Source organism: Rothia sp. CCM 9418, from assembly GCF_048512825.1.
Taxonomy (GTDB): domain Bacteria; phylum Actinomycetota; class Actinomycetes; order Actinomycetales; family Micrococcaceae; genus Rothia.
Map to the genome: position 1 here is coordinate 98965 of NZ_JBLXXX010000005.1, position 25623 is coordinate 124587.

Annotated in this window: 20 protein-coding genes; 11 read left to right on the forward strand and 9 right to left on the reverse strand. The window is 46.3% G+C overall.

Features of this window, described 5'->3' with window-relative positions; all coding sequences use genetic code 11:
• Positions 1-55: 55 nt before the first annotated feature.
• Positions 56-1588, forward strand: a complete 1533-nt coding sequence (locus tag ACN083_RS07955) for an ABC transporter permease (protein WP_419102309.1) — start codon at positions 56-58, stop codon at positions 1586-1588.
• Complete coding sequence (locus ACN083_RS07960) at positions 1585-2745, forward strand: ABC transporter permease (protein WP_419102310.1); 1161 nt, start codon at positions 1585-1587, stop codon at positions 2743-2745. The genes ACN083_RS07955 and ACN083_RS07960 overlap by 4 nt, the downstream gene beginning before the upstream one ends.
• Positions 2746-2809: 64 nt before the next feature.
• On the opposite strand, the gene ACN083_RS07965 is transcribed toward ACN083_RS07960, so the two are convergent.
• Positions 2810-3433, reverse strand: a complete 624-nt coding sequence (locus tag ACN083_RS07965; protein WP_419102311.1) for a hypothetical protein — start codon at positions 3431-3433, stop codon at positions 2810-2812.
• A 97-nt stretch (positions 3434-3530) separates the two neighbouring features.
• Here ACN083_RS07965 and ACN083_RS07970 point away from each other — a divergent pair, with 97 nt between their 5' ends.
• The 9 genes from ACN083_RS07970 (at position 3531) to wecB (ending at position 13472) form a co-directional block, all read left to right on the forward strand.
• Positions 3531-5282 (forward strand): ABC transporter ATP-binding protein, encoded by a 1752-nt coding sequence (locus ACN083_RS07970; RefSeq protein WP_419102312.1) that lies wholly within the window; start codon positions 3531-3533, stop codon positions 5280-5282.
• 110 nt (positions 5283-5392) lie between these two features.
• Positions 5393-5965 (forward strand): NAD(P)H-dependent oxidoreductase, encoded by a 573-nt coding sequence (locus tag ACN083_RS07975; protein WP_419102313.1) that lies wholly within the window; start codon positions 5393-5395, stop codon positions 5963-5965.
• Between the two features lie 108 nt (positions 5966-6073).
• A complete protein-coding gene (locus ACN083_RS07980; RefSeq protein ID WP_419102314.1) occupies positions 6074-6580 on the forward strand; it encodes an asparaginase domain-containing protein in 507 nt (168 codons plus the stop codon).
• Positions 6581-6677: 97 nt separating this feature from the next.
• Entirely contained in the window at positions 6678-7307 is a 630-nt protein-coding gene (locus ACN083_RS07985) for a hypothetical protein (protein ID WP_419102315.1), read from the forward strand.
• A gap of 122 nt (positions 7308-7429) precedes the next feature.
• Complete coding sequence (locus tag ACN083_RS07990; RefSeq protein WP_419102316.1) at positions 7430-8731, forward strand: glycosyltransferase family 4 protein; 1302 nt, start codon at positions 7430-7432, stop codon at positions 8729-8731.
• Positions 8732-8740: 9 nt separating this feature from the next.
• A complete protein-coding gene (locus tag ACN083_RS07995; RefSeq protein ID WP_419102317.1) occupies positions 8741-10546 on the forward strand; it encodes a glycosyltransferase family 4 protein in 1806 nt (601 codons plus the stop codon).
• Positions 10539-11453 (forward strand): ABC transporter permease, encoded by a 915-nt coding sequence (locus ACN083_RS08000; protein ID WP_419102318.1) that lies wholly within the window; start codon positions 10539-10541, stop codon positions 11451-11453. The genes ACN083_RS07995 and ACN083_RS08000 overlap by 8 nt, the downstream gene beginning before the upstream one ends.
• The gene (locus tag ACN083_RS08005) at positions 11437-12273 is read left to right on the forward strand and encodes an ABC transporter ATP-binding protein (protein WP_419102319.1); all 837 of its coding nucleotides are present in this window, start codon (positions 11437-11439) and stop codon (positions 12271-12273) included. Before ACN083_RS08000 ends, ACN083_RS08005 begins: the two co-directional genes overlap by 17 nt.
• A gap of 35 nt (positions 12274-12308) precedes the next feature.
• Positions 12309-13472, forward strand: a complete 1164-nt coding sequence (gene wecB / locus ACN083_RS08010; RefSeq protein ID WP_419102320.1) for a non-hydrolyzing UDP-N-acetylglucosamine 2-epimerase — start codon at positions 12309-12311, stop codon at positions 13470-13472.
• 16 nt (positions 13473-13488) lie between these two features.
• Here the strand turns inward: wecB and wecC are convergent, their stop codons facing one another.
• The 8 genes from wecC to ACN083_RS08050 all read right to left on the reverse strand — a co-directional run bounded on the left by wecC (position 13489) and on the right by ACN083_RS08050 (position 25564).
• The gene (gene wecC, locus ACN083_RS08015) at positions 13489-14742 is read right to left on the reverse strand and encodes a UDP-N-acetyl-D-mannosamine dehydrogenase (RefSeq protein WP_419102321.1); all 1254 of its coding nucleotides are present in this window, start codon (positions 14740-14742) and stop codon (positions 13489-13491) included.
• 27 nt (positions 14743-14769) lie between these two features.
• Positions 14770-15471, reverse strand: a complete 702-nt coding sequence (locus ACN083_RS08020; RefSeq protein WP_419102322.1) for an acyltransferase — start codon at positions 15469-15471, stop codon at positions 14770-14772.
• Between the two features lie 12 nt (positions 15472-15483).
• Positions 15484-18075 carry a hypothetical protein gene (locus ACN083_RS08025; protein WP_419102323.1) on the reverse strand — a complete coding sequence of 864 codons (2592 nt, stop codon included), beginning with the start codon at positions 18073-18075 and terminating at the stop codon, positions 15484-15486.
• Between the two features lies 1 nt (position 18076).
• Positions 18077-20101, reverse strand: a complete 2025-nt coding sequence (locus ACN083_RS08030) for a CDP-glycerol glycerophosphotransferase family protein (protein WP_419102324.1) — start codon at positions 20099-20101, stop codon at positions 18077-18079.
• A gap of 105 nt (positions 20102-20206) precedes the next feature.
• Positions 20207-22678: a bifunctional glycosyltransferase/CDP-glycerol:glycerophosphate glycerophosphotransferase gene (locus ACN083_RS08035; protein ID WP_419102325.1), complete on the reverse strand. Its 2472-nt coding sequence runs from the start codon at positions 22676-22678 to the stop codon at positions 20207-20209.
• Positions 22671-24140, reverse strand: coding sequence for a hypothetical protein (locus tag ACN083_RS08040; protein WP_419102326.1), 1470 nt, complete (start codon positions 24138-24140; stop codon positions 22671-22673). The genes ACN083_RS08035 and ACN083_RS08040 overlap by 8 nt, the downstream gene beginning before the upstream one ends.
• Positions 24141-24146: 6 nt before the next feature.
• On the reverse strand, positions 24147-24800 hold the full coding sequence (locus tag ACN083_RS08045; protein WP_419102327.1) for a hypothetical protein: 654 nt from the start codon (positions 24798-24800) through the stop codon (positions 24147-24149).
• A complete protein-coding gene (locus tag ACN083_RS08050; RefSeq protein WP_419102398.1) occupies positions 24797-25564 on the reverse strand; it encodes a DUF6270 domain-containing protein in 768 nt (255 codons plus the stop codon). The genes ACN083_RS08045 and ACN083_RS08050 overlap by 4 nt, the downstream gene beginning before the upstream one ends.
• Positions 25565-25623 lie beyond the last annotated feature (59 nt).

Consider the following 25623-nt stretch of genomic DNA (forward strand, 5'->3'; position numbering starts at 1 on the left):
TTATTTATTTTTTTAAAACTCTCCCCACATTGACTCACCCCTTCAGGAAATCATCATGTTGACCTATACCGTGAGGAGACTAATAACAGCGGTCTTTATCCTACTTGCCGCTTCCTTCCTAGTCTTTACACTCACTGCTCTGTCTGGCGATCCTCTGGCAGAGCTACGTACCAGCAATAGCCCTAATAAAGACCTTCTTATCGCTCAGCGCACTGAAGCGCTGAACTTAGATAAACCAATCCCCGTTCGTTACGTCCTATGGATTACTGGCGTATCCAAGTGCCTTATCGGACAATGCGACTTTGGAACAAACCTCTCAGGTACGCCTGTTACACAGTTACTCTCAAACGCTATCTACCAAACACTGATTTTGGTTCTTGCTGCCACCGTTCTAGCAATTCTCATCGGTATTAGCCTAGGTATCGTTTCAGCATTACGTCAGTACTCAGGGCTTGACTACACCATCACTTTTGCAAGCTTCCTGTTCTTCTCCTTGCCATCTTTCTGGATTGCAGTATTGCTCAAAGAAATCCTCGCGATTGGCTTCAACGACTTCCTCGCCAATCCGCAAGTATCTTTGATGAGTAACCTGCTCATCTCTCTCGTTGCCGGACTCTTCTGGTACTCAGCTTCCTACGGAAAACCCAAAACACGAATCAGCCTCGGTCTTTTCGGCGCCGTACTGACTTTTGGCATTATTTTCTTCGTCTCCGTAACCGACTGGTTCTTACACCCCGGACTAGGCATTCCATTCCTAGCAGTACTTGGACTACTCTGCGCATACGTTATGACAATTCTTGTCTCCGGCATTAGAAACCGCCGTGCCCTCTATAGCGGTATTGCAGCAGTAGCACTAGGACTTATCGTTTACTTCCCGCTTCAGACACTTCTCAACCAAGCAACATTCTTGATGGTCTTCATCATCGCCGTGTGCTTTACCTTGCTCGGTGTCGGATTCGGCTTTGTCGCTGGCGGATACGACCGCGGACAAAATATGCGAGTCGGCGGACTAACCGCCTTCCTCATGGCACTGTTAATCTTCACAGACCGCTTCATGCAAGCATGGCCGGACTACATCAGTAACTCCCGTATCCGTGGACGCCCCATTCCCACCGCAAATGCATCAACCGCAAACCTTACCGGTGACTTCTGGATTCTTAACCTCGATACCATGACGCACATCTTGCTTCCGACCGTTGCACTAACGCTCATCTCGTTAGCAAGCTACTCTCGCTACTCTCGTGCATCCATGCTCGAAATCATGAACCAAGACTATATCCGCACAGCACGTGCTAAAGGTGTTTCTGAACGTGGCGTTGTCATGAAGCACGCTTTCCGGAATGCGCTCATTCCTCTAGCAACCATCGTTGCCTTGGACTTCGGCTCTATCATCGGTGGCGCAGCAATTACCGAACGTATCTTCGCGTTCAAAGGTATGGGAACACTATTCCTTGACGGTCTTGCTCAAGTCGACCCTAACCCCGTCATGGGCGTATTCATCGTGACCGCAATTATGGCGCTTGTCTTCAACCTCATTGCAGACCTCGTCTACTCAATCCTCGACCCGCGAGTAAGGGTGAAAGCATGACAACTAAAAACGTTGATTTTAATGCTGGTAAAGAACCGACAACCGAAACTGCAGCACTACGCGAAGTTGAGGCAAGCATCGACATCACCCAGCGCGAAACCTTGGGAAAAACTCAGGGACAAATTGTTCGTAAACGCTTCTTCGGTAACACCGGCGCTGTCGTTTCACTCATCATCATTATCGGCATCTTGCTCCTTTCTTGGTCTTCACTTGGAATCGGGCCAATCCCCGGATGGTGGAATACCGGATACACCGACATGCACCCTATCGTCAATGGTGCAGCTCCTAGCTCCGAACATTGGTTCGGTCAGGACGCCACCGGCCGCGACCTTTTCGCAATGACGATGCGTGGCATCCAAAACACCTTCCTTGTTGTGATGATTATTAGCATCCTTGCTGGTGTTATCGGTGTAGTGCTTGGCGGACTCGCCGGTTACTATCGTGGTTGGGTTGAAGCCATTATCATGCGCTTTACCGACGTCATCATTATCATTCCGCTTCTGCTCATCAGCGCAGTGCTCGGTAAAATTGCAGGAACCCACTTCAATGGACGAACCGCAATCATCGCCTTAGGCGTGGTTGTCGGCTTCTTCTTCTGGAGCTCTCTTGCCCGTCTTGTCCGTGCAGAGTTTCTGTCCTTGCGAGAACGTGAGTTCGTGGATGCTGCACGTCTAGCAGGTGCTTCTGATACTCGTATTATCTTCAAACACATCCTGCCTAACACTGTCGGCGTTATTACCGTAAACATCTCCTTGCTGATGTCCTCAGCAATTCTGACCGAAACCGCTTTGAGCTTCTTGGGCTTCGGCGTTAAAGCACCTGACTGGTCCCTAGGTAGCCTTATCTCCGAGAACCAAACTGCTTTTGCAACCCGCCCATGGCTCTTCTGGTTCCCCGGCTTGTTTATTCTCGCAATTTCTTTGTGCATCAACTTCATTGGCGACGGCCTACGCGATGCCTTTGACCCGCGTCAAAAGAAATTCAATCCACGCAAAGCTAAAGAGCGTGTAGCGCACTCAGCTGAAAACGGTTTGGGTATTGCTGGAGAATCCTTGCAAATGCAATCAGGCGGATTCCAAGGTTCTGGTCCTCTCTCAGACGACGAGACCCGTGAACACGACCAAGAAGTTATCCGTAAAGAAACACGAGATAACTAGACGCCTCGTGGTTAGCTCAGATAAAAACACCTGAGCTAACCACCAACGGCGTGAGAATTGATAATTACAGAGTGAACAGCTGAATAAGCGTGAGACCCCCAAGAATACATATGATGATGATTCCGCGGGTATCACGAACGCTAGAAGCTACAGGTTCTACCTGTTCGAGCGCACCATCTTCGACAAGCTCTTGCCAATACCCACGAATCATACGTGCAGTAGCGCCAGAGAGAGTCGAAGGTAAGTCACTAGGACGAATCGCCCCGTCTTGTTGGGGAGTAATGGCGGGCAATCCTTGTGACTCCGAACGATGAGCTTTGAAAGAATGAGCCATTCCAGAACCACTTACGGCAAAGGAAGAGTAACTTTTTTCAGCGGTGACGAGAGTCAGCGCATAGCGTGTAGAAACATCGATAAGGCAAGAGTAGTTAACGCGGTGAGTCACAAAGGGATTAACTACCACAACATCTTCCACATCGATAACCACTTTGGGGTAGTACATCACATACCAGGTAGCATAGACAGCAAAGAACAGAGGCAGGATAGAACGAACTAAAAGGTCTGTTCGTCCAGTCATTGTCCAAGCAGCTAAGATGCTCAACGCACCAAAAATAGCAATAGCTAGATAAACGTACGACATCTTAGAACGAATAACTACCGGTGGTTGGTGCAAATATTGTGAAGCCATACAGGCTATCTTCTCATTCTTATTCAGCTTTCGTTCTGATCTTTTTGATCTGCCGCTTTAGAACACCATAAATTTTTTTACAGTTGGGATAGTACCAATGACTACACAGCCAGCTACAACACGTCAAGGCAGTGAGCCTGTCCTCGTCGTCCGAGACCTCTCCGTAGACTTCGGTGTCGATAAACAATGGGTTCCTGCTGCCATGAACCTCAACTATGAGGTTCACCCCGGAGAAGTCCTCGCCATCGTTGGTGAATCCGGCTCCGGTAAATCTGTTTCCTCAATGGGCATGATTGGGCTGCTCCCAAAAAATGCCAAAGTCACCGGTTCCGTTAAACTCAATGGTCGTGAACTCATTGGGCTGAGCAACGGTGAGCTACTAAGCGTTCGCGGTAACGACATCGCCGTCATCTTCCAAGAACCGATGACAGCGATGAACCCTGTCATGACCGTCGGCGACCAAATCGTTGAAACTCTACGTCTTCACAAGGACATCTCTCCTGCTGAAGCAAAAGCTGAAGCACTCAAAATGCTTGAAATGGTAGAAATGCCAGACCCCGTCAAAGCATTTAACTCTTATCCTCACCAGATGTCTGGTGGTCAGCGTCAACGTGCCATGATTGCGCAATCGCTCTCGACCGACCCTAAACTTCTGATTGCAGATGAGCCGACAACTGCTCTTGACGTAACAGTCCAAGCAGAAATTCTTCAGCTCATGCGCAACCTGCAGAAAAAACTTCACTCAGCAATTATCTTGATTACTCACGATATGGGTGTTGTTGCAGACCTCGCTGACCGTGTTGCTGTGATGCGTCGTGGTGTCATCGTTGAGTCAGGCGAAATCCATGAGGTGTTTAATAACCCTCAACATGAATACACTCAGGCACTTTTGGATGCTGTGCTACACCTTGGCGGTAACGAAATTGACGTCAATGAAGCTATCGACGACGCCGCCGAACAGATTCGCCCAGCAACAGAGGTACTCGAAAAAGTTGCTCCTCAACCTACCGGTGAAGTCATCCTTAGCCTTGAGAACGTCTCTTTGGAGTATCCAAAGCAAGGACGCGTTGGACCGTTCCGTGCGGTTTCTAACGCAAATCTTACCGTTCATGCTGGAGAAGTCGTCGGTCTTGTTGGTGAATCAGGCTCCGGCAAATCTACGATTGGTCGTGCAACCGTTGGATTCTTGGACGTTGCAGAAGGAAAACTTACCGTCAACGGTGAAGATATCACCAAACCAACTCGTGCTCAGCTTGCTAAGGTCCGTCGCGAAGTTGGTATGGTCTTCCAAGATCCTTCATCTTCTTTGAACCCACGTTTGCCCATTGGCGAATCCATCGGTGAACCCATGCAACTGGCAGGTGTTGCTAAAGGCGCTGAATTACAAAAACGTATTGAAGCGCTCCTCGACCGTGTTGAGTTGCCTCGTTCATACCGTAACCGTTACCCACACGAACTTTCTGGAGGCCAGAAACAGCGTGTTGGTATCGCGCGTGCACTCTCCTTGAAACCCAAACTGCTCATCGCAGATGAGCCGACTTCTGCTCTTGACGTTTCAGTTCAGGCACGCGTACTGGAGCTCTTCCAAGAACTTCAAGCAGAAATGGGCTTCGCCTGCCTATTCGTCACTCACGACCTTGCTGTCATTGACGCTCTTGCAGACCGTATTTGCGTTATGCGTCGTGGCGAAATCGTAGAGCAAGGTTCTCGTGAGCAGATTCTTCGTCACCCACGTGAAGCATACACTCAGCGTCTGCTGGCTGCTGTTCCTCTACCAGACCCTGACGCTCAAGCTCAACGTCGAGAGCTTCGTCAGCGTCTCTTAGAAGAAACTGGCGATACTATCTAACATTGCAGTGACACAAACGGGGGTGTGTATCTTTGATACGGTGCGCACCCCCGATTGCGTATTCTTTGAGCCATTACACACAATAGAGACTTAGGATAGTGTCTATGGTTGTGCGTAGTACAGAAAAAATCCTTATCGTTATCGGCTCCGGGTCACGTCATTCTGCTTCAGCGATGCTCGCAGAAAAAATACGTCAAGGCCTCACCACAGAACGCGAGCATCATGCTCGTTCACGAGAGTTTCATGAACTATACCTAGGCCAATATGCCATGGACATGGCAGACTTCATCTCAGATGGATTCCCCTCAGATGACCTAGCAGAAGCGCTTGAAAGAGTCCGCTCAGCCTCGGCTATTATCGCTATTACACCAGTCTTTAACGCCAGCTATTCTGGTCTTTTCAAAATGTTCTGGGATATGACCGAACTCGGTGACATTGCTCGAACCCCAACCATCGTTGCTGCGGTGGGAGGAAGCTGGAAACACTCACTCATGGTTGAGTACAGCCTCATACCGCTATTCAGATACCTTCAAGCTGACCTTGTACCTACCGGAATATACACAACGAACACTTCGCTCAACCCCTCAGCGGAAGACTCTCACCGCACAAATAGCCGTATTGAACGAGCCACCGCAGAACTCTCTGAAAAACTACGGTTATTGAACTCAACCGCCACCTCATAGAACACAAATAGCACCAAGTTTTAGCTATAGAATCATAGTCACTGCCTTCGCCACACTCTGTGCAGAGGCCACCAACAACGACCTATCTCAAGGAGATGAACAAACCTTATGACCATCAATAAAATCGACAGGATTACTGTTCTTGCCACCGGAGGAACCATTGACAAGGTGTATTCCCTCCAAGGCGAACTAGAGATCGGGGACCCTTCCGTCCCACAACTATTAGCGCCGGTACTGACCGACATCGAACTCACTCTTGAATCCGTACTCCGTCTTGACTCACTCGACATGGAAGACTCACATCGTGCGGTACTCGTGAATGCTCTTGAAAAAGTTGCTGATAACCACATCATCATTACTCATGGCACCGACACCATGCCAGAGACCGCACGATACATCCACCAATATGCGCAAAGAGAGAACAAAGTCATTGTCCTATGCGGTGCCATGCAACCAGCTTCTATGCGCAGCTCTGATGCAGGCTTTAACTTCGGGGTAGCAGTGGGTGCAATGAATCTACTGAGTCCCGGAGTCTACATCTGCATGAGCGGAAAAGTCTTCTCCGCAGAAGAAGTACGCAAAGACCGCTCACGCGGAATCTTTGTTTCTGAATAGTAGACGTTAGGTATCTAAAAACTCATCAGTGCACACTGATACCAGCTGAGATAGTATGAGATAGACACAACAAATCTCTGTGAAGGGTAAGACAACGATGACAGACAATAACGGTTACACCCCTCGCACTGAGGGGAACTACCAAACACATCAATACACACCACAAACCTCCCAACCCTATGCTGGGCAACAACCCATCCCATACTCTCAATACATGGGGTATACCGGTGGGCAAGAACGAACAAAACCCGTAACTCCACAAACCATCAAAATTGCGGCATCCGCTATTTACGTTCTGGTGGGGTTCTATCTCATCTCCAATATCTACACTCTCTTCTTCACCTCAGCAGATACCGAAATTGGTGATGAAACGCTAGAGTTTGCTGCCAAACTTGTCGGAGTCGTCTTTAGCCTCGCAATTCTAGGTTTCTATATTCTTCTTGCTATTCTCATCGCTAAAGGCACTAGTTGGGCACGAATCGTCATGACGGTGATCTCTGGTCTTAGCATTTTTACGTCTCTGGTTGGACTATTCTTCTTAAGCATATTGCAACCGTTCCTATCAGAATTTCCCGACACAACAAGCGCCGGACCTTTCGACACCGTCATTCAGGTCTTAGTATTTATTACTTCTATCGTCATTATCGTTGCATTATGGATGCCTAAATCTCATGCTTTCTTTACAGAAACAGCCATCTATAAACGGCAGCAAATGTTTGCTAGATAGCTTCTACGATAGGACAGACATGGGTCAGACATGTCTGTCCTCTCTTTTGTCTTATAGGGTAACCTAAAGAGTAGCTAAAAATGTGGGCTCCCCAACTTATGCCTACAGACAGCGCAACACACATGAACATACTCCTTATCACGCACCACTATGAGCCAGAACTTGGCGCACCTCAGCGTCGCTGGTCTGCCCTTATCCAACGCTGGATGCAAGACGGTCACAGCGTCACTGTGTGTTGCCCACCTCCGCATTATCCTGATAAAACAAGTACTCAAAACCTACGCAAAAACAGTAGTCAGATATTTCGCCGTACCAGCGGAAGATACGGTGAAACCCTGATTCGCATGCCGTATCTTCTACACGGATACCACTCAATACCACGAACCCTAGATCAAATGATTACCGCCGCAGGAACGGTAGGTTATTGTGCCGTGCAACGAGTGCAACACGTATTGCGTAGGTGGCGAAACTCAGAAAACAGTAGAGAGCACTCCTTTGACGTTGTTATTTCGACCGTTCCTGGTATCCCGAGTCTTTTTGCTGGGGCTGTTGTGTCCAAACTATGGGGTGTTGAACATATTGCAGAGATGCGTGATGCTTGGCCAGACATCATTACCGGAGACATCACATCTCAGACCAGAAAACTTCCATGGTATCGTCACTTCATTAAACGCAGTATTCACGCCACCATCACATACTGCCAACGTCAAGCAGGGGCTGTTGTCGTCACCACTGAGCATTTTAGTGACGTGCTTAAAGAACGTGGAATACACCCAGTATTTGTTGTTCCAAACGGGGCAGAACCTCAAGAATTTGAGCAGGCTCAACCTCTCCAACTAACAGAACGGCACCGTCATGAACTCCGTCTTCAATACCTCGGTACCGTGGGGCGTAGTCAAGGTCTGAGAGTCGTCCTTGAAGCCCTCAAAATACTCGAACACAAAAGACCAGGGCAACGTTTTATCTTACGTATCATCGGAGAAGGCGCCGAAATCCCAGTCCTCAAACAACTTGCCCAAAAAGAAAACCTTGAGGTTCATTTTCTCCCCCCTGTACCTAGAAAAGACCTAGGAGAAGCATATGCGTGGGCAGACGTGCACCTCGTATCACTTCGCAAAACAAAACCGTTTGCATGGACAGTGCCCTCAAAAATCTTTGAGCTACTAGCCACTCGACGACGAATTATCGCCCTTGTTGACGGTAGTGCCGCAAAACTCCTCGAACAAAGCGGTGTTGCCACCGTGATACCACCACAAAACTCCTCAGCTTTAGCAGACGCTCTCGCCGACCTCAACGCATATCCAGAAGACCTTATCGTCGGCGAATCTGGAGTAAAACTCCTCAAAGAACGGTACAGCTACAACACCATGGCAGAGCTCTACCAAAAAGCTTTAGACTTTTGCCAACAACACCGTACCGGCTAAAACACCACCATGAACCAGAATTCGCACAAGAAAATGACCTTACCACCCCTACGAGACGTCGCGCGTAATAGCGTTATCACATGCCAAGTTATCGGTAGACACCTCAACGACGACCCCTTACTACTAGGGATTAACATTGCTCGTTTAGCGCCAGCACAACTTTCTGAACGCATCGGCAAACTCTTAACACAACTACCCGGAGCCGGAACACATGCCTTAGGAGCCTACCTGCTTGGAAAAGATTTTCCTGCCGAAGCACAAGAATTGCTCACCACACACGTCACCTCACGATGGCAAAAAACTCAGCAAAGAATTGCCGCAGAAACTGCCATACATTACGGACTCATCCACTGGAAAGACCCAAAAATACCAGCAAAAACCCGTGCCCGCAGCGCATGGGATAACGGTGCAATCGATGAGGCTATTGACCTTGCGCACACTGCAGGAGCACACTCTTACGCTCACCGCCTAGAATCAGAAAAAAACCTGCTAGACCCCAACTATCAGCTTCCACTAAATGGCAGCACACAACACGTGCCACAACGAACAATACCCTCAGCCAACGGGCAAAAAATTAACGCACTACACCTCATCACCAACTCCCTGCCAGCAACACAATCTGGGTACACTCTACGCACTCAACGCCTACTCAACGCCCTCATCCATGCTGGAGTGACTATTCATGCGCTCACCCGCACCGGATACCCCGTCATGGTTGGAACATGGAACGCAACACCAACAGTGCATGTAGAGGAAGTGACCTACCAGCGTACGTTGCCCCTCAAACTGGCAAAAACCCACGCCCAGCGACTAACCCAATGGGCAAACTATGCCCGTCAGATTGTTCAACAAGAAAAAATTAACCTCATTCACACCACCACAAACTACCCCAACGCTATCGTTGCCAAAGCCCTCTCCCAAGAACTAAACATTCCGTGGGTCTATGAGGTACGAGGAATGATGGAACAAACGTGGGTCTCCCAAAAGAAAACCCCACAACAGCAAAAAGATGCCGAGCAGAGTCAACGTTTCACAAGCATCCAAGCACGAGAAACACAACTCATGCATGAAGCCCACCATATCGTGACACTCAGCAACGTGATGAAAAACCTCATCATCGAACGCGGTATTCCCGCTGAAAAAATTACCGTTATCCCTAACGCCGTCCGAGAAGAACTCTTTGAACAAAATCTCAGTTCAACACAAGCACGCAACCTCTTAGGTCTTCCCCCCGAAGGCTTCTGGGTCGGTTCGGTAAGCTCCCTCGTCGACTATGAAGGCTTCGACGTTCTTCTTCGAGCAGTAGCTATTGCACGATCTCAAGGAGAAGACATCCGAGTACTTCTTGCTGGAAGCGGAGCAGCGCAGCCTTCTCTGCGTTCTCTCGTCCAAGAACTCAACCTTCAAGAACACACCACGTTTCTCGGCAAAATAAACCCTGACAAAGCGATGATTGCGCATCAAGGGTTAGACCTCTTCGTTGTTCCTCGAAAAAATACAAGAGTATGCCGTTCTGTCACACCACTCAAACCCATTGAGGCGATGGCGCTCAAACGCCCAGTACTATGTAGCGATATTCCACCGTTAGCAGAGCTTATCAACAACACAGTAACAGCGCAGACAGGTAAACTATTTTTAGTAGAAAATTGCCAATCTTTGGCAGAAGCCATTATTGACCTCAAGAATAATCCGCCCCTAAGAGCAGAATTAGCACGTCAAGGCAGAGAATTCGCACGGACACGAACATGGAAGAGTAACGCTGAACGAATGACAGAGGTATACCACAAAATAGTAGGGGGTTCTCAACATGAGTAAACAAAAACCCCAATACACGCCGAGTTCACCGTTAAATCCATCCGTAGAAGAATACCGACGTTATATCGAGTCTGGAAAACTCTACCGAGTAGGTGTCCGTAAAAGTCCCATCGTCTACCTACGACAAACCTGGGAACGCCGCGCCTACATGTGGAAAGACTCCCGCGCTAAAGTCCGAATGCAGAACCGCCAACACCGTCTCGGCTCTTGGTGGCTAGTGATTAAACCCGTCTTTGACGTCATCTTCTTCTGGGTTCTTTTTGGTCTTATCCTCAACACCTCACGCGGTATGCACAACTACAACGCATACATCATCATTGGGGTGCTGATGTTCCAATACTTCTCACGAGCACTCGTGACTAGCTCCACCGTTATGTCACAAAACCGCTCAATGATGAGGGCATTCTCTTTCCCTAGACTGACTGTGCCTATCTCCTTAGCGCTTCGTGAAGCGCTCTCAAGCATACCCGTTATCATCGTCATGATTATCGGTATCGTGCTCATCCCACCACACGTCATCCCCTCATGGACATGGTTACTCTTTATCCCCGCATTCTTACTCAACGTTCTCTTCAACCTTGGTTTGGGGCTCATCATTGCTCGTATCGCTTACGTCATCCCCGATATATCTCAAGTAATTAACGTCCTGACACGTTTCTTATTGTATGGTTCAGCAGTAATCTTCCCCATCGAACGGTTCATTCACCACCCCGTCATAACCCATATTATCCAATCAAACCCCATCTATATTTTCTTAGACTTATACCGCCATATCCTCATGGATCATTCTCTCGGAACCCTATATCACTGGGGATCTCTTGGCGCATGGAGCATCGGATTACTGCTCATCGGTTTCTTCACATTCTGGCATGCAGAGGAGGTGTACGGTCGTGAACTCAACAACTGATCTAAGCGAACTCGTCTTCGGCACAAAAACACCGAACGTACTTGTAAACAACGTTTCTCTAGACTACGTTGTCTCATCAGGTAGAAGCCGTATCACTCAATCTGCCCCTAAAAAGATTGTGCACGCACTGCAACCACTTTCCTTCGTCGCCCATGAAGGAGAGTTCATCGGTATCGTAGGGCGTAACGGCTCTGGAAAAAGCTCCCTCCTACGCCTCATCGCCGGACTAGAAACACCCACCAGCGGCGAAGTATACGCATCTTCTCCGCCCTCCCTCATCGGTGTTCACGGTGTGCTCAACAACGACCTCTCTGGCGAAGAAAATATTGAGCTAGGCTGTCTTGCGATGGGGCTTACCCCCGCCGAACTACCTGATGCAAAAACCCAAATCATGGAATTAGCAGGTATCGGAGAAGCTATTAACCGTCCGATGCGAACCTACTCTTCAGGTATGGCAGCCCGTCTCCGCTTCGCCATCATGTTAGCGAATCGTCCGCGCATCACTCTCATCGACGAGGCCCTCTCAACCGGTGACGCATCTTTTGCAGATCGTTCAGCTCAAGCGATGAAAGAACTCCTAGACCAAGCCGGAACAGTATTTCTTGTAAGTCACGCCGCTCAAACCATCGAAAATATGTGTACTCGCGCAATCTGGCTCGATTTTGGCGAACTCGTCATGGACGGTGACGCTCGAGAAGTAGCCAGAAAGTATCGTTGGTTCGCCCACAACATCGCCCAAGGCGACGAACGTAAAGCAGCCCGACTACTATACGATGCAAAAGAACTAGGACGAGAAGGATACGTCAAGAACTCAGAATAAGAAGAACATTCTTGAGTGACTAAGAGAAGAAAACCATGAAAAAAGTATCTGGCAAATATACCGTGATGGTCGTCTACGGTACCCGCCCCGAAGCAATCAAAGTTGCTCCGGTAATTCACCAGCTCAAAACCTCAGAACGTTTTAATGTTCTCGTAGTTTCTACTGGGCAACATCGCCAAATGCTAGAACAAGTTAACACTGTCCTAGGGCTTGAACCAGACTATAGCTTAGACATTATGCAAGAGAACCAAGGTCTTAACGACACCGCTGTCAAAATCCTCGACCAGATGGGTCAACTCTGCGAAGAAGAACAACCCAACGCCGTACTTGTACAAGGAGACACCGGCACCGCCTTATACTCTGCTTTAGCTGCATTCAACCACCAGATACCAGTCATCCACCTAGAAGCTGGCCTTCGCTCAGGAAATATCACATCACCTTTTCCTGAAGAAGGAAACCGTAAACTGATCAGCCAAATATCTAGCTTGCACTTAGCACCAACTGAGGGCTCTAAAAATAACCTTCTTGCCGAAAACTTTAAACCTAACGATATTCTTGTAACAGGTAACTCGGTTATAGATGCTTTGCTTTCTCAAAAGGAACTGTCAATTGAAGGTTTCTCCCACGAGGTGCAACACCTTCTCAAAGACACCTCACCCATTATTCTCATTACTGCTCACCGTCGAGAAAACCTTGGCGAACCGATGGAACGAATCGGGCAAGCCATCGCCTACTTAGCTCAAAAATATCCCGGGCATCGTTTTGTTTTCCCCGCACATATGAACCCTAAAATTCGGGGGAGCCTGCTACCGATATTTGCCGGTATCAAGAATATTATCGTCTTAGACGCTTTACCGTACCAAGAGTTTACGGCTTTACTGCGCGCCTCAACACTCGTACTCACAGACTCCGGCGGTCTACAAGAAGAAGCTCCTAGCATCGGCATTCCTGTACTCGTCCTTCGTGAGAATACGGAACGTCCTGAAGCCATTACCGCTGGCACCGTAAAACTTGTAGGTACACGCACCGACAACATTATTTCTGAAACAATACGACTACTTGACAATAACGACGCCTACCAAAAGATGTCAGTAGCAGTAAACCCCTATGGTGACGGTTACGCAAGTGAGCGTATCATTCACGCTTTAGAGAAATTTTTTGGGCTACGTACAGATTGCGAAGAATTCACCATCAACTGAGCCTCACAGCTAGTAGCTATCTCCAAAAGCCTTTAGTGTCAATAACTTCTTTCCCAGCAAGAGCACACGCAGGTACTGAAGAAAAAACCTGATGATCCACTAATAAAAGCACAATATTCGCTTCTTCTAAAGCATCCTCTAAAGAAGCCAAATGTACTTGAGGATAGTCTCTTAACACAGATGGAAGCTCCGAAATATGCGGTTCCACCACGGCTAAGGAAACACCAGGAAGCTCGTGCGCTAGCTGCTGAGCAATCTTTAACGCAGCAGACTCGCGTAAGTCATCAATGTCAGCTTTAAAAGATAAGCCCAACACTGCAATACGAGCAGAATCTACGCATGCTACGGCCGCGTGTACCTGTTCTATCACCCATTGCGGTTTTCTATCATTAACCTCACGGGCAGTACGAATCAGAGGTGAATTTTTGGGGTCAGAAGAGACAATAAACCATGGGTCTACCGCAATACAATGACCACCGACACCAGGGCCAGGCTGCAAAATATTAACGCGAGGATGATGGTTTGCTAATTCAATAAGCTTCCACACATCAACACCTAAAGTCTCTGCAATCAGCGATAGCTCATTAGCAAAAGCAATATTGACATCACGAAAAGAGTTCTCGGTAAGCTTAGCTAACTCCGCAGTAACATCGTCAGTCTCTAAAAGCTCTCCCGTACAAAAAGTCCGATACAGTTCACAGGCTTTCTCAACAGCACGCGGAGACTGTCCTCCGATAATACGGTCGTTCGTCACCAGCTCTTCTAAAGCACGCCCCGGCAAAATTCTTTCAGGACAGTGAGCAAAATATATAACAGGCAACCCCTGAGGATTAGGAGCCCCATCTGCGCACAAATCTGGGCGTAACGACAGAATATATTGCGCCAACTTCTGAGTTGTTTGAGGTGGAGACGTAGACTCTAAAATGATGAGTTCTCCACCGCGCAATAACGGAGCAATCTTTTCACCAGCACTAAAAATATACGAAAGATCGCCTTCCTTCGTCTCAGTACAAGGCGTTGGTACCGCAATTACAAAAGTATCGCTATGCCGAGGCTCTGTACTGGCACGGAAACAACCAGAGTCTAGCGCATGACGGAGTTTCTGCTTTAAACCTGGTTCAACAATAGTGAGCTCACCACTGTTGATAGCATCAACGGCTTGTTCGTTAATGTCGAAACCATGCACGTCTAACCCATGGTTTGCCATAATCACCGCGGTAGGTAGACCAATATACCCCAAGCCGACAAAGGTGACTGAACGGTTAGACATGAGAACTCCCAAGGTGAGACTTATCGGTTAAAGATCAACGGTGATATTCCAGTAATCGCTTTTTTCTACGGTATCTCCAGAATCTTTGTAAGCAGGAGACGCCATTGACAGATGGGGACGTTCCCATGCGATGTTACGTCGAATAATTTTTGCTGGAGAACCCGCGATAATACAGTTATTAGGAAAAGCCTTATTCACGATGGAACGTGCTCCAACTACGCAACCGTCGCTAATATCAGCACCTCCCATAATGTAGGACTCTATTCCTAGCCATACGTGGTTTTTGATGGTGATATCTTTTGCGGTGTTAATTCTTTGGCTGGTGCGTACATCAAAAATTGGATGTCCATCATCACCTCGTACTTTAACGCTACCAGCAATCATCACGTCGTTACCGATACGTACTGTTGTGCCTTCCACCGCAGAAATCTGTACGGGGGTTGTTGTTGACACGTTATTGCCGATGAGGGCAGAAGAATCTTCTCCGATACGGATATTTGCGCTGAAAGGTGCTACCGAAGCATCATTGGAACCAATCTCACATCGACCATTGTTTTGGTCAAATAAGATATTGACAAGACGAACTCGTGCATTTTCGTGTACAACGAGAGTGTTATTCTTCCCTCGAAAAGTAATAGATATTTTGTTATCAAGCGGTTTTTTACCAGCAAAGATAATCTGGTTTCCATCTTGATCTTTGTACTCAGATATAGCTTTTAAAACGTGCATGTGTCGTCATTCCTATCGACGGCGCTTGCGGGCAAGTAGATTTCCCTTTTTCTTGTGGTTTGCAGAACCACGGGATTTTTTATGTTTGGGGGTGGTATTTTCTTGTACGGTTTCAGTGTTTTGCGCGGGGGAGGACTCCTTGTTACTTTCCTTAAGATTAGCTGAAGGTGAGTCTTTATACGAAACTTCATGAAGCACTGCAGAAGGCATCTTTTCTACGGGGGTGCTCTCGGTGATAGTTTCTGCGGGGGAGCTTTGAGCAAGAACCTTTGCGGTAGTTTTTTTGACTGCTTTCTTCACGGTAGGTTGTGGAGTGCTACTTGATGAAAGACTAATTTGGTCTGGGGTGATTGCTCGTCGACGCGGAAGAACCGTCTTTTGATGAGGTGTTTCTGTGAACAACGTGCGTTTACGTTGGGCACTACCCAGCACATTAAGGCGACGTTTTTTAATCCAGTTTGCAAATGGGCGGCGAGTAATATCAAGGTTTTCTACAGGCCGTACAACAACAACTTGAACCTTAATCCAGTCTGTTTTTACGAGGCTCTTCACAACTTCAGCATCTGCTCTAGCACTGTGCAAAACGATTCGTAGACGTTCACAGCCAGATGCAATAACTGTACGTAATGCAAAGAGTTGTACGAACGTAAAATCGTCTAAGGACTCGACAACCGTAAGGGATTTTGTTGGAGTAGTCTCTTGGAATGATGACTCTCGAACATACGAAGCACGGTTAATATCATCAACAATGTGGACTTCTGCAAGTACACCGTCGTGGTTAATAATGTGTGCTCTATATTGGAAACGACCAAGGTTAGCACCATTGATAATGGTGTATTGCTCTATTTGTCCTTGTGTATTGATAGATAGTCTGGGTGCACCATCAAAAACGGGCTCTTGTATCTGATCTTCTGAACGGGTCATCTGCTCAGGAAGTTTCCCTGAATATCTGGTCCCTTCAGCATTGAGACCTACTACCTTATCGAACTTTTCGATAGGATCATAAGCCGCGTAGAGACGTTGAGCTGGCTTTGTGTACTTTACAAAGTCGTAGGAGTGGCTTGTAAGTAGGACACGAAGTTTTGTTCCTTCATCATCAGCTTCAATAAACCAGTTAGTTTCGGTGTCTGAACTGGCACTTTCAGGAAGACCAGACTCAATACGTAGCTGGGAGTAAAGGAACTGCTCATCGTGGAAGGTTCGGACATCTTCACATGCGATAGAACGTTCTGTACCGGTGCCTAAGAAGTCTCGGATAATATTCAAAATTGCAGGTAGCGCGATACGAGCAACTTCTCCGTGTTTACCGTTGATACGGTATTTGGTGAGGTTAGGTACTCCTCGTACAAGTTCGATGAGAGAATGATTGCTCAACTCGTCTGAGGTGGTATAAAAATAGTGAATTGTGCGCTTCTCTTCAAGATAGGAGCGAAGCAGTTCTTCAGGCTGTTGTAGGTTGCTGATGTCTGGTGCCTGATCAAGATTTTCACGGAATGTACCATATAGGTTATACCGGAAGAATGGCTTGTTCATATAGTAAGGCAAGTTCATCTGAGGAACAGCAAGTAAGAGCGTTGCCTGCGAGAATTCTTGAGCGTAGTGGATAGCGATAGAGCCACCTTTGGAAGCCCCAAAGAATAGCATTTTATCTTCCTCGATATTATATTTCTCTTTGAAATTATCAAGGACTTTTTTGACCTTAGGATATAGCGCTTTTCTACTGCTATCGCACATCATGTATGTTCCTGAAACCATATAACGGTCTTGGAAACAAATCATAAGAGTGTCGCTGAGGTCTTGATCGGTGAGCGCTTTAAGGTAGCTCACCGCATAAGAGACACGGGTTGTAGAAGGACCAAACCCAGGGAATGTAATCAGAATTTTTGAAGGGTTCGTTGTATTTCCACGCAACGAGTAGAAAACATTGTCATGCTGCTCTACTCCGTATTGTATATCGTATTTGACTTGCTGTTCTGTGGTGAATGCACCTTCACTAATAGCAAGGGTGAATGGAGCATCAATACTGAGCGAGAAATTAGTAATGTCACGGGACGTGACGATAATATTTCGGTACTCTAAGGGGAAGCCACGAGCTGGTGGCTCAATCTGATTTCCGTAGACAACTTTACCGTTTTGGTAGAGTCTGAATTTTTGGTCTCGATACTCTTCCCAATTTTTGATAGTTAGCTTTGCAAAGTATTTTCCGGGCTCTAGACGTTCAGAACCAAGGCGTTCTAAACGGTCGTGGGCTCCTTTTTCAAGGAGCAAATCAGCAATTTTTTGATTACGTCGAGCATACTTATTGACGATGCGTGCAACATCGCGGCTTTTGGGGGAAAATGCTATTTTTTTGATGGCATTACGGGCGCGCTTTTTGTTGAATGTTGAGGATACTTTTGCAACAGCATTCTGTGCGCAATTTTTAACTTTTGGTGTTTTCTTCTTGTCAGCCTTTGAAAGAAGATGCTGAGAGGTCGTTGCGAGTTCTTGAACTTTCTGAGGTGAAGATTCAGTTTTTGGGAACTCCTGAGGTTTAGAATCTTGAGAGTTCTGGATTTCAGACTCAGGCTCTTGAGGCTGTTGAAGGTCTTGTTGAGGAGCCATCTTAAAGTTCCAGCATCCTTTCAATAATTGTTGAGCTAATACGATCTACTGAGACTCCTTCAAAGAACACCGCACGGCGACGTTCGTACTCTTCTGAAGGCTGAAGATATGTTTCATTGAGGATATAGTTCAAAATATCTTCGGAATGTTTGAATACTGGTCCTAGACCATCTTTTTCATAATCGAGACGTGATTCATAAGGTTGCTCTTCAAAGAAATCGTCAAGATCCCACTGATAGTATGCGATAGGAATGCCGACGAAAGCAGCGTCGAGTACGACCGAACTATAATCAGTGAAGACCATCTCTGCCGATGCGATAGCTTCGCTGTAACTCAAATCAGAGAGTACAACACGTTCCGAGAACTCAAAGCAATCTACACGTCGTTCAGTGTTTGGATGTAACTGAACGAGGAGTTTCTTATCGTGCTTTTCGAGGTATTCAAGTAACTTCGGGTTTGTCATAATACCGTTAATTGACTTGAAGTAATCTGATTCAAGGAAACTTTCGGTGGTGGCAGTTTGCAAATTAAAACGCCATGTTGGCATGAATAAAAGATGCTCGGGATCTTTCATATTCTGAGCCAATGTTTCTAAACGAGGGATACCAGAATTGAGTGTTTCTACTGCTGCAAGTTTACTGAGGTAATCTGCTTCGATTTTTCCGGTAGCAACAAAAATGTCGAAATGCTTGGAAAGAATCCAATCGGTCATATCGTTGAGCTGAATACCGTGCTGCAGATACACAAATCGTGAGTTTTGTAGAGTCTTTCCGCGATAGCTGATGTTATAAATCTGTGAAGCTACTACAAGATCTGAGATGAGGAATTTTTCATAAAATTCATCGCTAAAGAACGGGATGAGTTTGAAACCTTTTTCTTCGAGACGTTCCCAGTCTGGAGATTTTTTATTGAGTGCAAAATATACGTTGCTATATTCTGGGTAGTTTTTAGTGAAGTAATCATAAAGGTGTTCGGCGTTATCGTCCGCTTGCATGGGGCGGTCATAGAAAATGATGGTTGAGTTAGGACGAATAGGGCGTGAGTAGAAGTCATAAGATCCGGGGCGTTCACGTCCAACACGCAACTCTTTGGGAAGGTAAGAACGCCCAATTTCTACGGTTTGTTCTGGGAACTCAATGGAGTACAAATGATAGTACGATTCATCTCGTTCTTCCTCTGAAGGGAACTCTAAATAAGCGTCTCGTTCAGCGAGCTGTTTGAAGAGGTAGCGAGAGCTATTCGGATCTGCGAACCAGTTGAACATTCCTAGCTCAAAGGGGTTGAGAGCCTCTGCGAAACTTGAGAGTTCTTCGAGCCCAAAGAATCGTATGAGTTCGCGGATATGTCCGATAGATAAGGTGCTCTTCTTGGATCCGCGAAGCCCACGAAGAGAAAGAATGAGTAGCCGCAGAATATAAAGACGTAGTTCTTGGCAGGTAGTAGAAATTAGTGGAACCATTCTGTCGATGGTTTGTTCTGGAACAATGCCGATAGCTACTTTTGTAACAGAAGAGACTGAATATCCAGTGTCAATACGTGAGGCTGAATTAATGGACCAGTATAGGCGATAAGTGATGTATAGGCTGGAACGGTCCAGGTCAGAGACTATTTCTAATAGTTCAGCAAGGCGTTTTGTGTTGTACGCAATCCCAAAGATATCGGTATCTCGATTATAGAAATAGTTGTTATCTATTTTGGTGCGTGAGGTGAGCGCAGGTACTTCTCCCATGTAAATTTTTGGTTCGACGAGGTATTCGGTTTTCTCATCGAGGGTCTCTAATAATGTTGGCATATATTCAAGAGAAATACGGTGTGTATCTTTCATGAATACTACGTATTTGCTGTTGATTCTTGAGCAGAGAGCCTTAATGGTTGCAGTGTTGAGGAGGTCCTCAACAATTTCTATCGAATATCTGTCTTCCCAAAATAGATGTGCTGAAACGAGCCGTCGATATAGTTCGGATTCTTTATCTAAACCATTGGGAGATTCGACAATAACGGTAAGAAGATTGGCGCCTGCCGGCATGGATACCTCGTAGAAACGTATATGGGGAAATGTTTATGCGTAGACACCAGTCTAAGTGATAAAAAAGGAATATCCCACCACCCCTACAGTTCTGAAGAATTGATTTTATGAAGAAATTGAAAATTGAGAATATTTATTAAGAATAGTTCTCAATAAAACTTTGCATGATTGTCTCTTCAAATCATCATGCGGGCCCCGATATAACTGATGTATTGAAAGCAATAACCTTGGAACTTCTCTCAACCCATCAACAACAGGGCCCTGCTCTTGAGGAACGTTCTTCAACCGACGATGGGGTAGCGCTGCTTCGGTAGGTTCTAATACTCGAATAACAGGAACACCGGCAAACCAACTGTCTTCAGCAATGGAGGAGCGATCTGTTATGACAACACAAGAACGAGCAAGAAACTCATGGAACTGATGACCATAACAAGTCTCTATCGGAAAATCGATATGATACTTATTGATGGCATATTCCATATTTGGATGCACAAAAAATACAGGATGAAGCTCTACGCCGCGCTCGTCATAAAATTCTTGTGGCAACCAATCTGTTGTCCAGTGATTAACCCAATCTTGAAGATCTTTCCCACTACCATGAGCACATAAACTGCTATCCCATGTAGGGGAAATCAGCACAATATTTCGGTGAGTTTGCTGCTGAATAAGATGATTTAACCTATCAAAACGAGGCAACCCAGAAGCAATGACCTCAGGGGCACTAATGGTGTAATGAGAACCTTCTGCCAACAGAAGCTCATTTTCTTCAATCGTGCTGGTCACCATCAAATCAATACGACGAGGATTAAGCCAACGCCAAATTTGATGTCGAATAACACCATGCTGCAAGAACACCAAACACTGCTGCTGACCTAACTTTTGAATGGCAGATATGACTTGCCCATCGCTAATATCACTTAGAAATAAGAATTGTGCTTGTCGCACATACCGAACATACTCTTCACTTTCTACCGCAACAAGGCGATACCCTAGCTCTTCCAAACGCGCCCAATCAGGGGAAGAAGAACTCAACACAAAAATATGCTGAACCTGCGGTGCATGATGCTGAGCATATTGATAGAAAACTTCTGCATTATCTCCAGCGCGATGCGCCCTATCCATATAAAGCCACAACGGTATCTGGGCGGTATCTTCAAGAACAGAACCCTGATGAGTAATAGATTTTCTCAGATGCCAAAACTTCTGACGCAACTTATAAAGAGTTCTACGAAGCGACACCTTCTGAGAATCCGTTTTAGCATCTATAACAGCTGGTGCTACCTCTTGTTTTTGAGCTAATCGAGGCAATTGCGGTAATCCCCTATAGGGAGATACCTCATAGACTTCATGGTGAACTAGCGCTTGAGACACCAAATCAGAAAACCAGAGGATACGTTCTCGTACAAACTCCGTATCATATAGCGTGTGACTAACCCATGTACTGTGTTCGGAAAAGACTCGGAAACCATCGGAGGTTAAAAATTCTTCCTGTTTCAGACTGCCCACAAAAAAATACGTATATTTGCGACTCTTCTGCCATGGGCGTTGCTGATAACGAATGACATAACCATTAAGTATGTTGCCAGTTTGAACGGACTCAGAACATGCTAACAACATCATTCTTCGGTCTAGGCTCAGCGGTGTTAGAGCATAATCTTCTATGACTTGAGCAGAAAGATAACGAGCGACCTGTCGAATATGTTTAGCACAGTTCTGACGTACTGTCGGAGTAAGTTCTAGCGAAGGATGAAAAACCTCTCTGTCAGCCTGAATATACCAACTTAGCTCGTAGATGAGGACGTTCTGAAGCCAAATAGGTAACTGACCTGAGCACTGCTTAATCCACTGATAATAGGCGTGAATAAAAGGAAGATGATACTTCTCGGGCGTACTCCATGCGCGAGTGCTGAGAGAATCTGAAGCCCCTACCGAATACAGGTATCGAGCACCAGCGCTAAAACCTACTTGCCCTTGTACTTGCAAAAGATACCGAACAATAAAATCGGCGTCTTCAGAAAACCTAAGTTCAGGGTTGAACTGCATACCATAATCCCTAAGACCTTGTAGAGGGAAAACAGCACAGACCGCAGAAAGACCAATCATCTGTGGGTTGTATTCTAACGAAATCAAACAATCGCCAGAAGCAAAACGATACCGTAAGGGATGTGTATCCTCTACTCGCCCGTTAAGCACCCTTAACGGGCGAGTATGAATGATAGATGGCAGATGACTACTACAATCGAGAAAATCTTTGATTGCTTCAAAATAGTTACTATCGTATGCATCATCGGCGTCAAGAAAAGTCACCCATTCAGAACGAGCGTGCTCTAGCCCAATATTGCGAGCAACACTTACTCCACGACAGGCTGGGCTATAGTCTTCTCCCGTATACAACACTTGGACACGCTCTTGCTCTACTTCAAGACGACAAGCAACCTGTGTTGTTTGTTCACCGGCATCTACCACAACTAATACCCGTTTAACAAGGTCGCTGGCTAATGCTGAATGTACTGCACGGGTGAGAGTCTCATGGGCGTGAGAAGCTGGAATAATGACATCAAAGAACGGACTACTCACCAAGAAGAACCTTACGCCATAGATGATTGGACTGAACATAGTCGAACCGTGCAGCATATGATGAGGCTTTATCACTTTGCTCTTGCCATGTTCCAGCTTGAACTGTGTGATAGATGAAAGATGCAATATCTTCAGGGCTCTCAAAGACCCAACGGGTACCAAAAATTTCGGTTACACCAGTACGCTGTAAAAAGAGAGGTACCGCACCCGAAGCCATACCCTCAGCCGCGGCAAGATGGAACGTCTCACGTTCACTTAGGGACAAAATCCAACCAATTTTTGTAAACCACGATTCAACGTTAGCACCAGAAGGCTCAAAAACAATGTGCTCTCTAAGTAATGGATCATCCCCAATCAGACGATATAACTGGCGATAACCATCGGCTTCTTGCGGGCTATTTTGCCAAATCCATGACTTATTCCACGGAGACTCCCCCCGAAAATGCAGAATAAAACGAGAATCCCGTTCAAGAAGCTGACGTAAAATACGGACGGCAAGATGAGGGCGTTTCAACAATGGGGTGTACCCTAACATTCCAAGATGAAACTCAGCATGAGGGTCTTTAACACGGTCAAAAGAATGGTAGCTAATACTGTTATTAATAACAGCAACCTGAGAAGGTAACCATCCTAACTCATTGATAAGAGATTCACGATAAAACTCAGATACCGTAAATACCTTATCTACTGCAGACAGATTTAACTGTTCTATCCATGCAGAACGACTTTCAAAACCATGGAGCCGAACAAAAAGTCGTTGTCCTTGACGTTTATGATGCGAGTACCAGACTGCGTTACGTCCTGCCCACTCGCACAGAATCGTATCTGCCCATTCTAAAGATTCTGCGCTCCTATCATCAGCTGGAGGAGTTGCCGAACTCAACTGCCACTGTTGCCGACGTACTTCCACACCTGGAATACGCTGAAGCATATAGACCGCATCAGAAATAAAACGAAAATCATGACTACTGACTAAAATGCGGTGGTTGCTCTGAGAAGTGCGAGTTTCCTTAAGCAGCGAACGAATAGTACGCACATCTGAACATAAACGTACCCGCCCAGAAACGCCTGGAACAACATATTCCAAAAGAGAGCGTGACGTCTCGTCTGCAACGAAGAGAAGATCCGAAACAGAGGCGATAGTCTCTAACTTATCAGTAGCATCATCGAAAAGAGCATTTGCTGTGCCAGGTATATCAGGCAGCGCACACATCAGAGGCACATCAAGAGAAGCATCTTGTGCTGCGTAAAAACACAACGTATACCCAACACAAATAACAGCCTGAGCTTGCTCCTGGATACTATGCTGTCGAATCCACTGCCCAATACCTTGAGTGCTTCCTTCATAGTGCTGAATCTTATAAGAAATATGATGCCGTTCTAAAGCTGCGGCAAGATGACGCGACATTTGCGTCATTGTCTTCTGTGCAGAAGTGTTTCCTAAGACAATTAGAATATCCATAGCACACTACACCTCCCGCGTAAGATACTGGTCAAGGCGAGATAAAAACCCAGATAAAGGTATCGCATAAGGATCGTTATTGACCAAAGAATCTAAAGATCCAGGAGTTGCTCTACGTAACCGTGACAAAGAACTAGCTAACGTAAAAGAGCGCGGTGGACGAACATCAAGCTCTGCATTATCAATGAGGATAACGGTAATAAGTTTGCGCTGAGCGAGGTTCGTCAGCGTAGATATTTCATCAAAAAGATGCTCGCTCCCAGGCGATAATGCGCAAGCCCATAGGCCTGTTTCAAAGGCACGAGTTTCAATCACAAAAAAACTAGGCGAAAGAGCGTTCAGCACCCCATAAGACCACCCTGGAGACAAACTCACTAATTCTTCAGAAAAGGTTTCTTGCAATTCTCTACTGACAATACCGACAGCAGTAGCGCCTTTCCACCACTCGGGAGCATGACGAAGATTCTGTCCAAAAATCATCTGAGTTAAAGAATCAGAATCACGTTTAATGTTTTCCTCGTTGGAACGATGAACCAGACGCCCCAACGGTACATACGGTACCGGAAAACCACGTTCTGATTGATACTCATGCTCGTCAGTATCTTGGAAAGAGCCCCATAACCAAGACGAAAAACTGCGCCGTGTTTTAGGGGCGTTCACGCTTGGCTCCTCTTCTCATGATGAGGCAAAAACCCTAGTTCTTGAAGCTGACGGATGATTTCCTGATAAACATCCAAGGTGTAATGAAACGGTGCCTTACCCCATTGGTGGAGGGGCTCTGCACGCACAGGATAATCACTCAAATCAACCATATGGAACCCTAACGACTCTAAGAAATCATAGTAACGGGCGTATAGGTTGTTTGCTTCTTTAGCTGAAGTTCCCATACTTGACGGCGTTGACTCTCCAGAATCAAAATATTCAGCCCAAGGAACTTTAATGACAACGGTCTTGTCGAAAAGGCGGGCATTCTTAAGGCTTTTGACGAAGTAACCGACACAATACTTCCAGAAATTAAAGTGCCGATCCGTACCAAAGACAAAGAGGAAAGCTTTCGAAACATGTTCTGTAAGCTCTGACCCTAGCAAGTCACTAGAACGTGTTACCGTTGCACCATTATCAAAACGGTATGCACCATGGCGTTCATCAAAGATATCCCAAACAAGAAGATCAATACACTCCTTATTATTGGTGATTTCTTGCCAAGCGTTACCTTGCCAGTCACCTTCAACCATTCGTCGTTGAAAGTTTGAAGAAAATGACACATCAGAAGGGAAGAGCTTACTGGCGTCTCGACTCATCGCAATAACAGATTGACGAGCAACATAATTGAGAATCCTATAATCTTGATGAGGCACCAGTTCAAAGGTGTCCCGCGAAACACAAGAACCATAGATAAAAGTGCGAATCGGTGTACTGTTCAGCGTCTTGTTCCCTAACTTCTATGAAAAACTAGTACAAGCTACATTAGTAGCAGATTGTT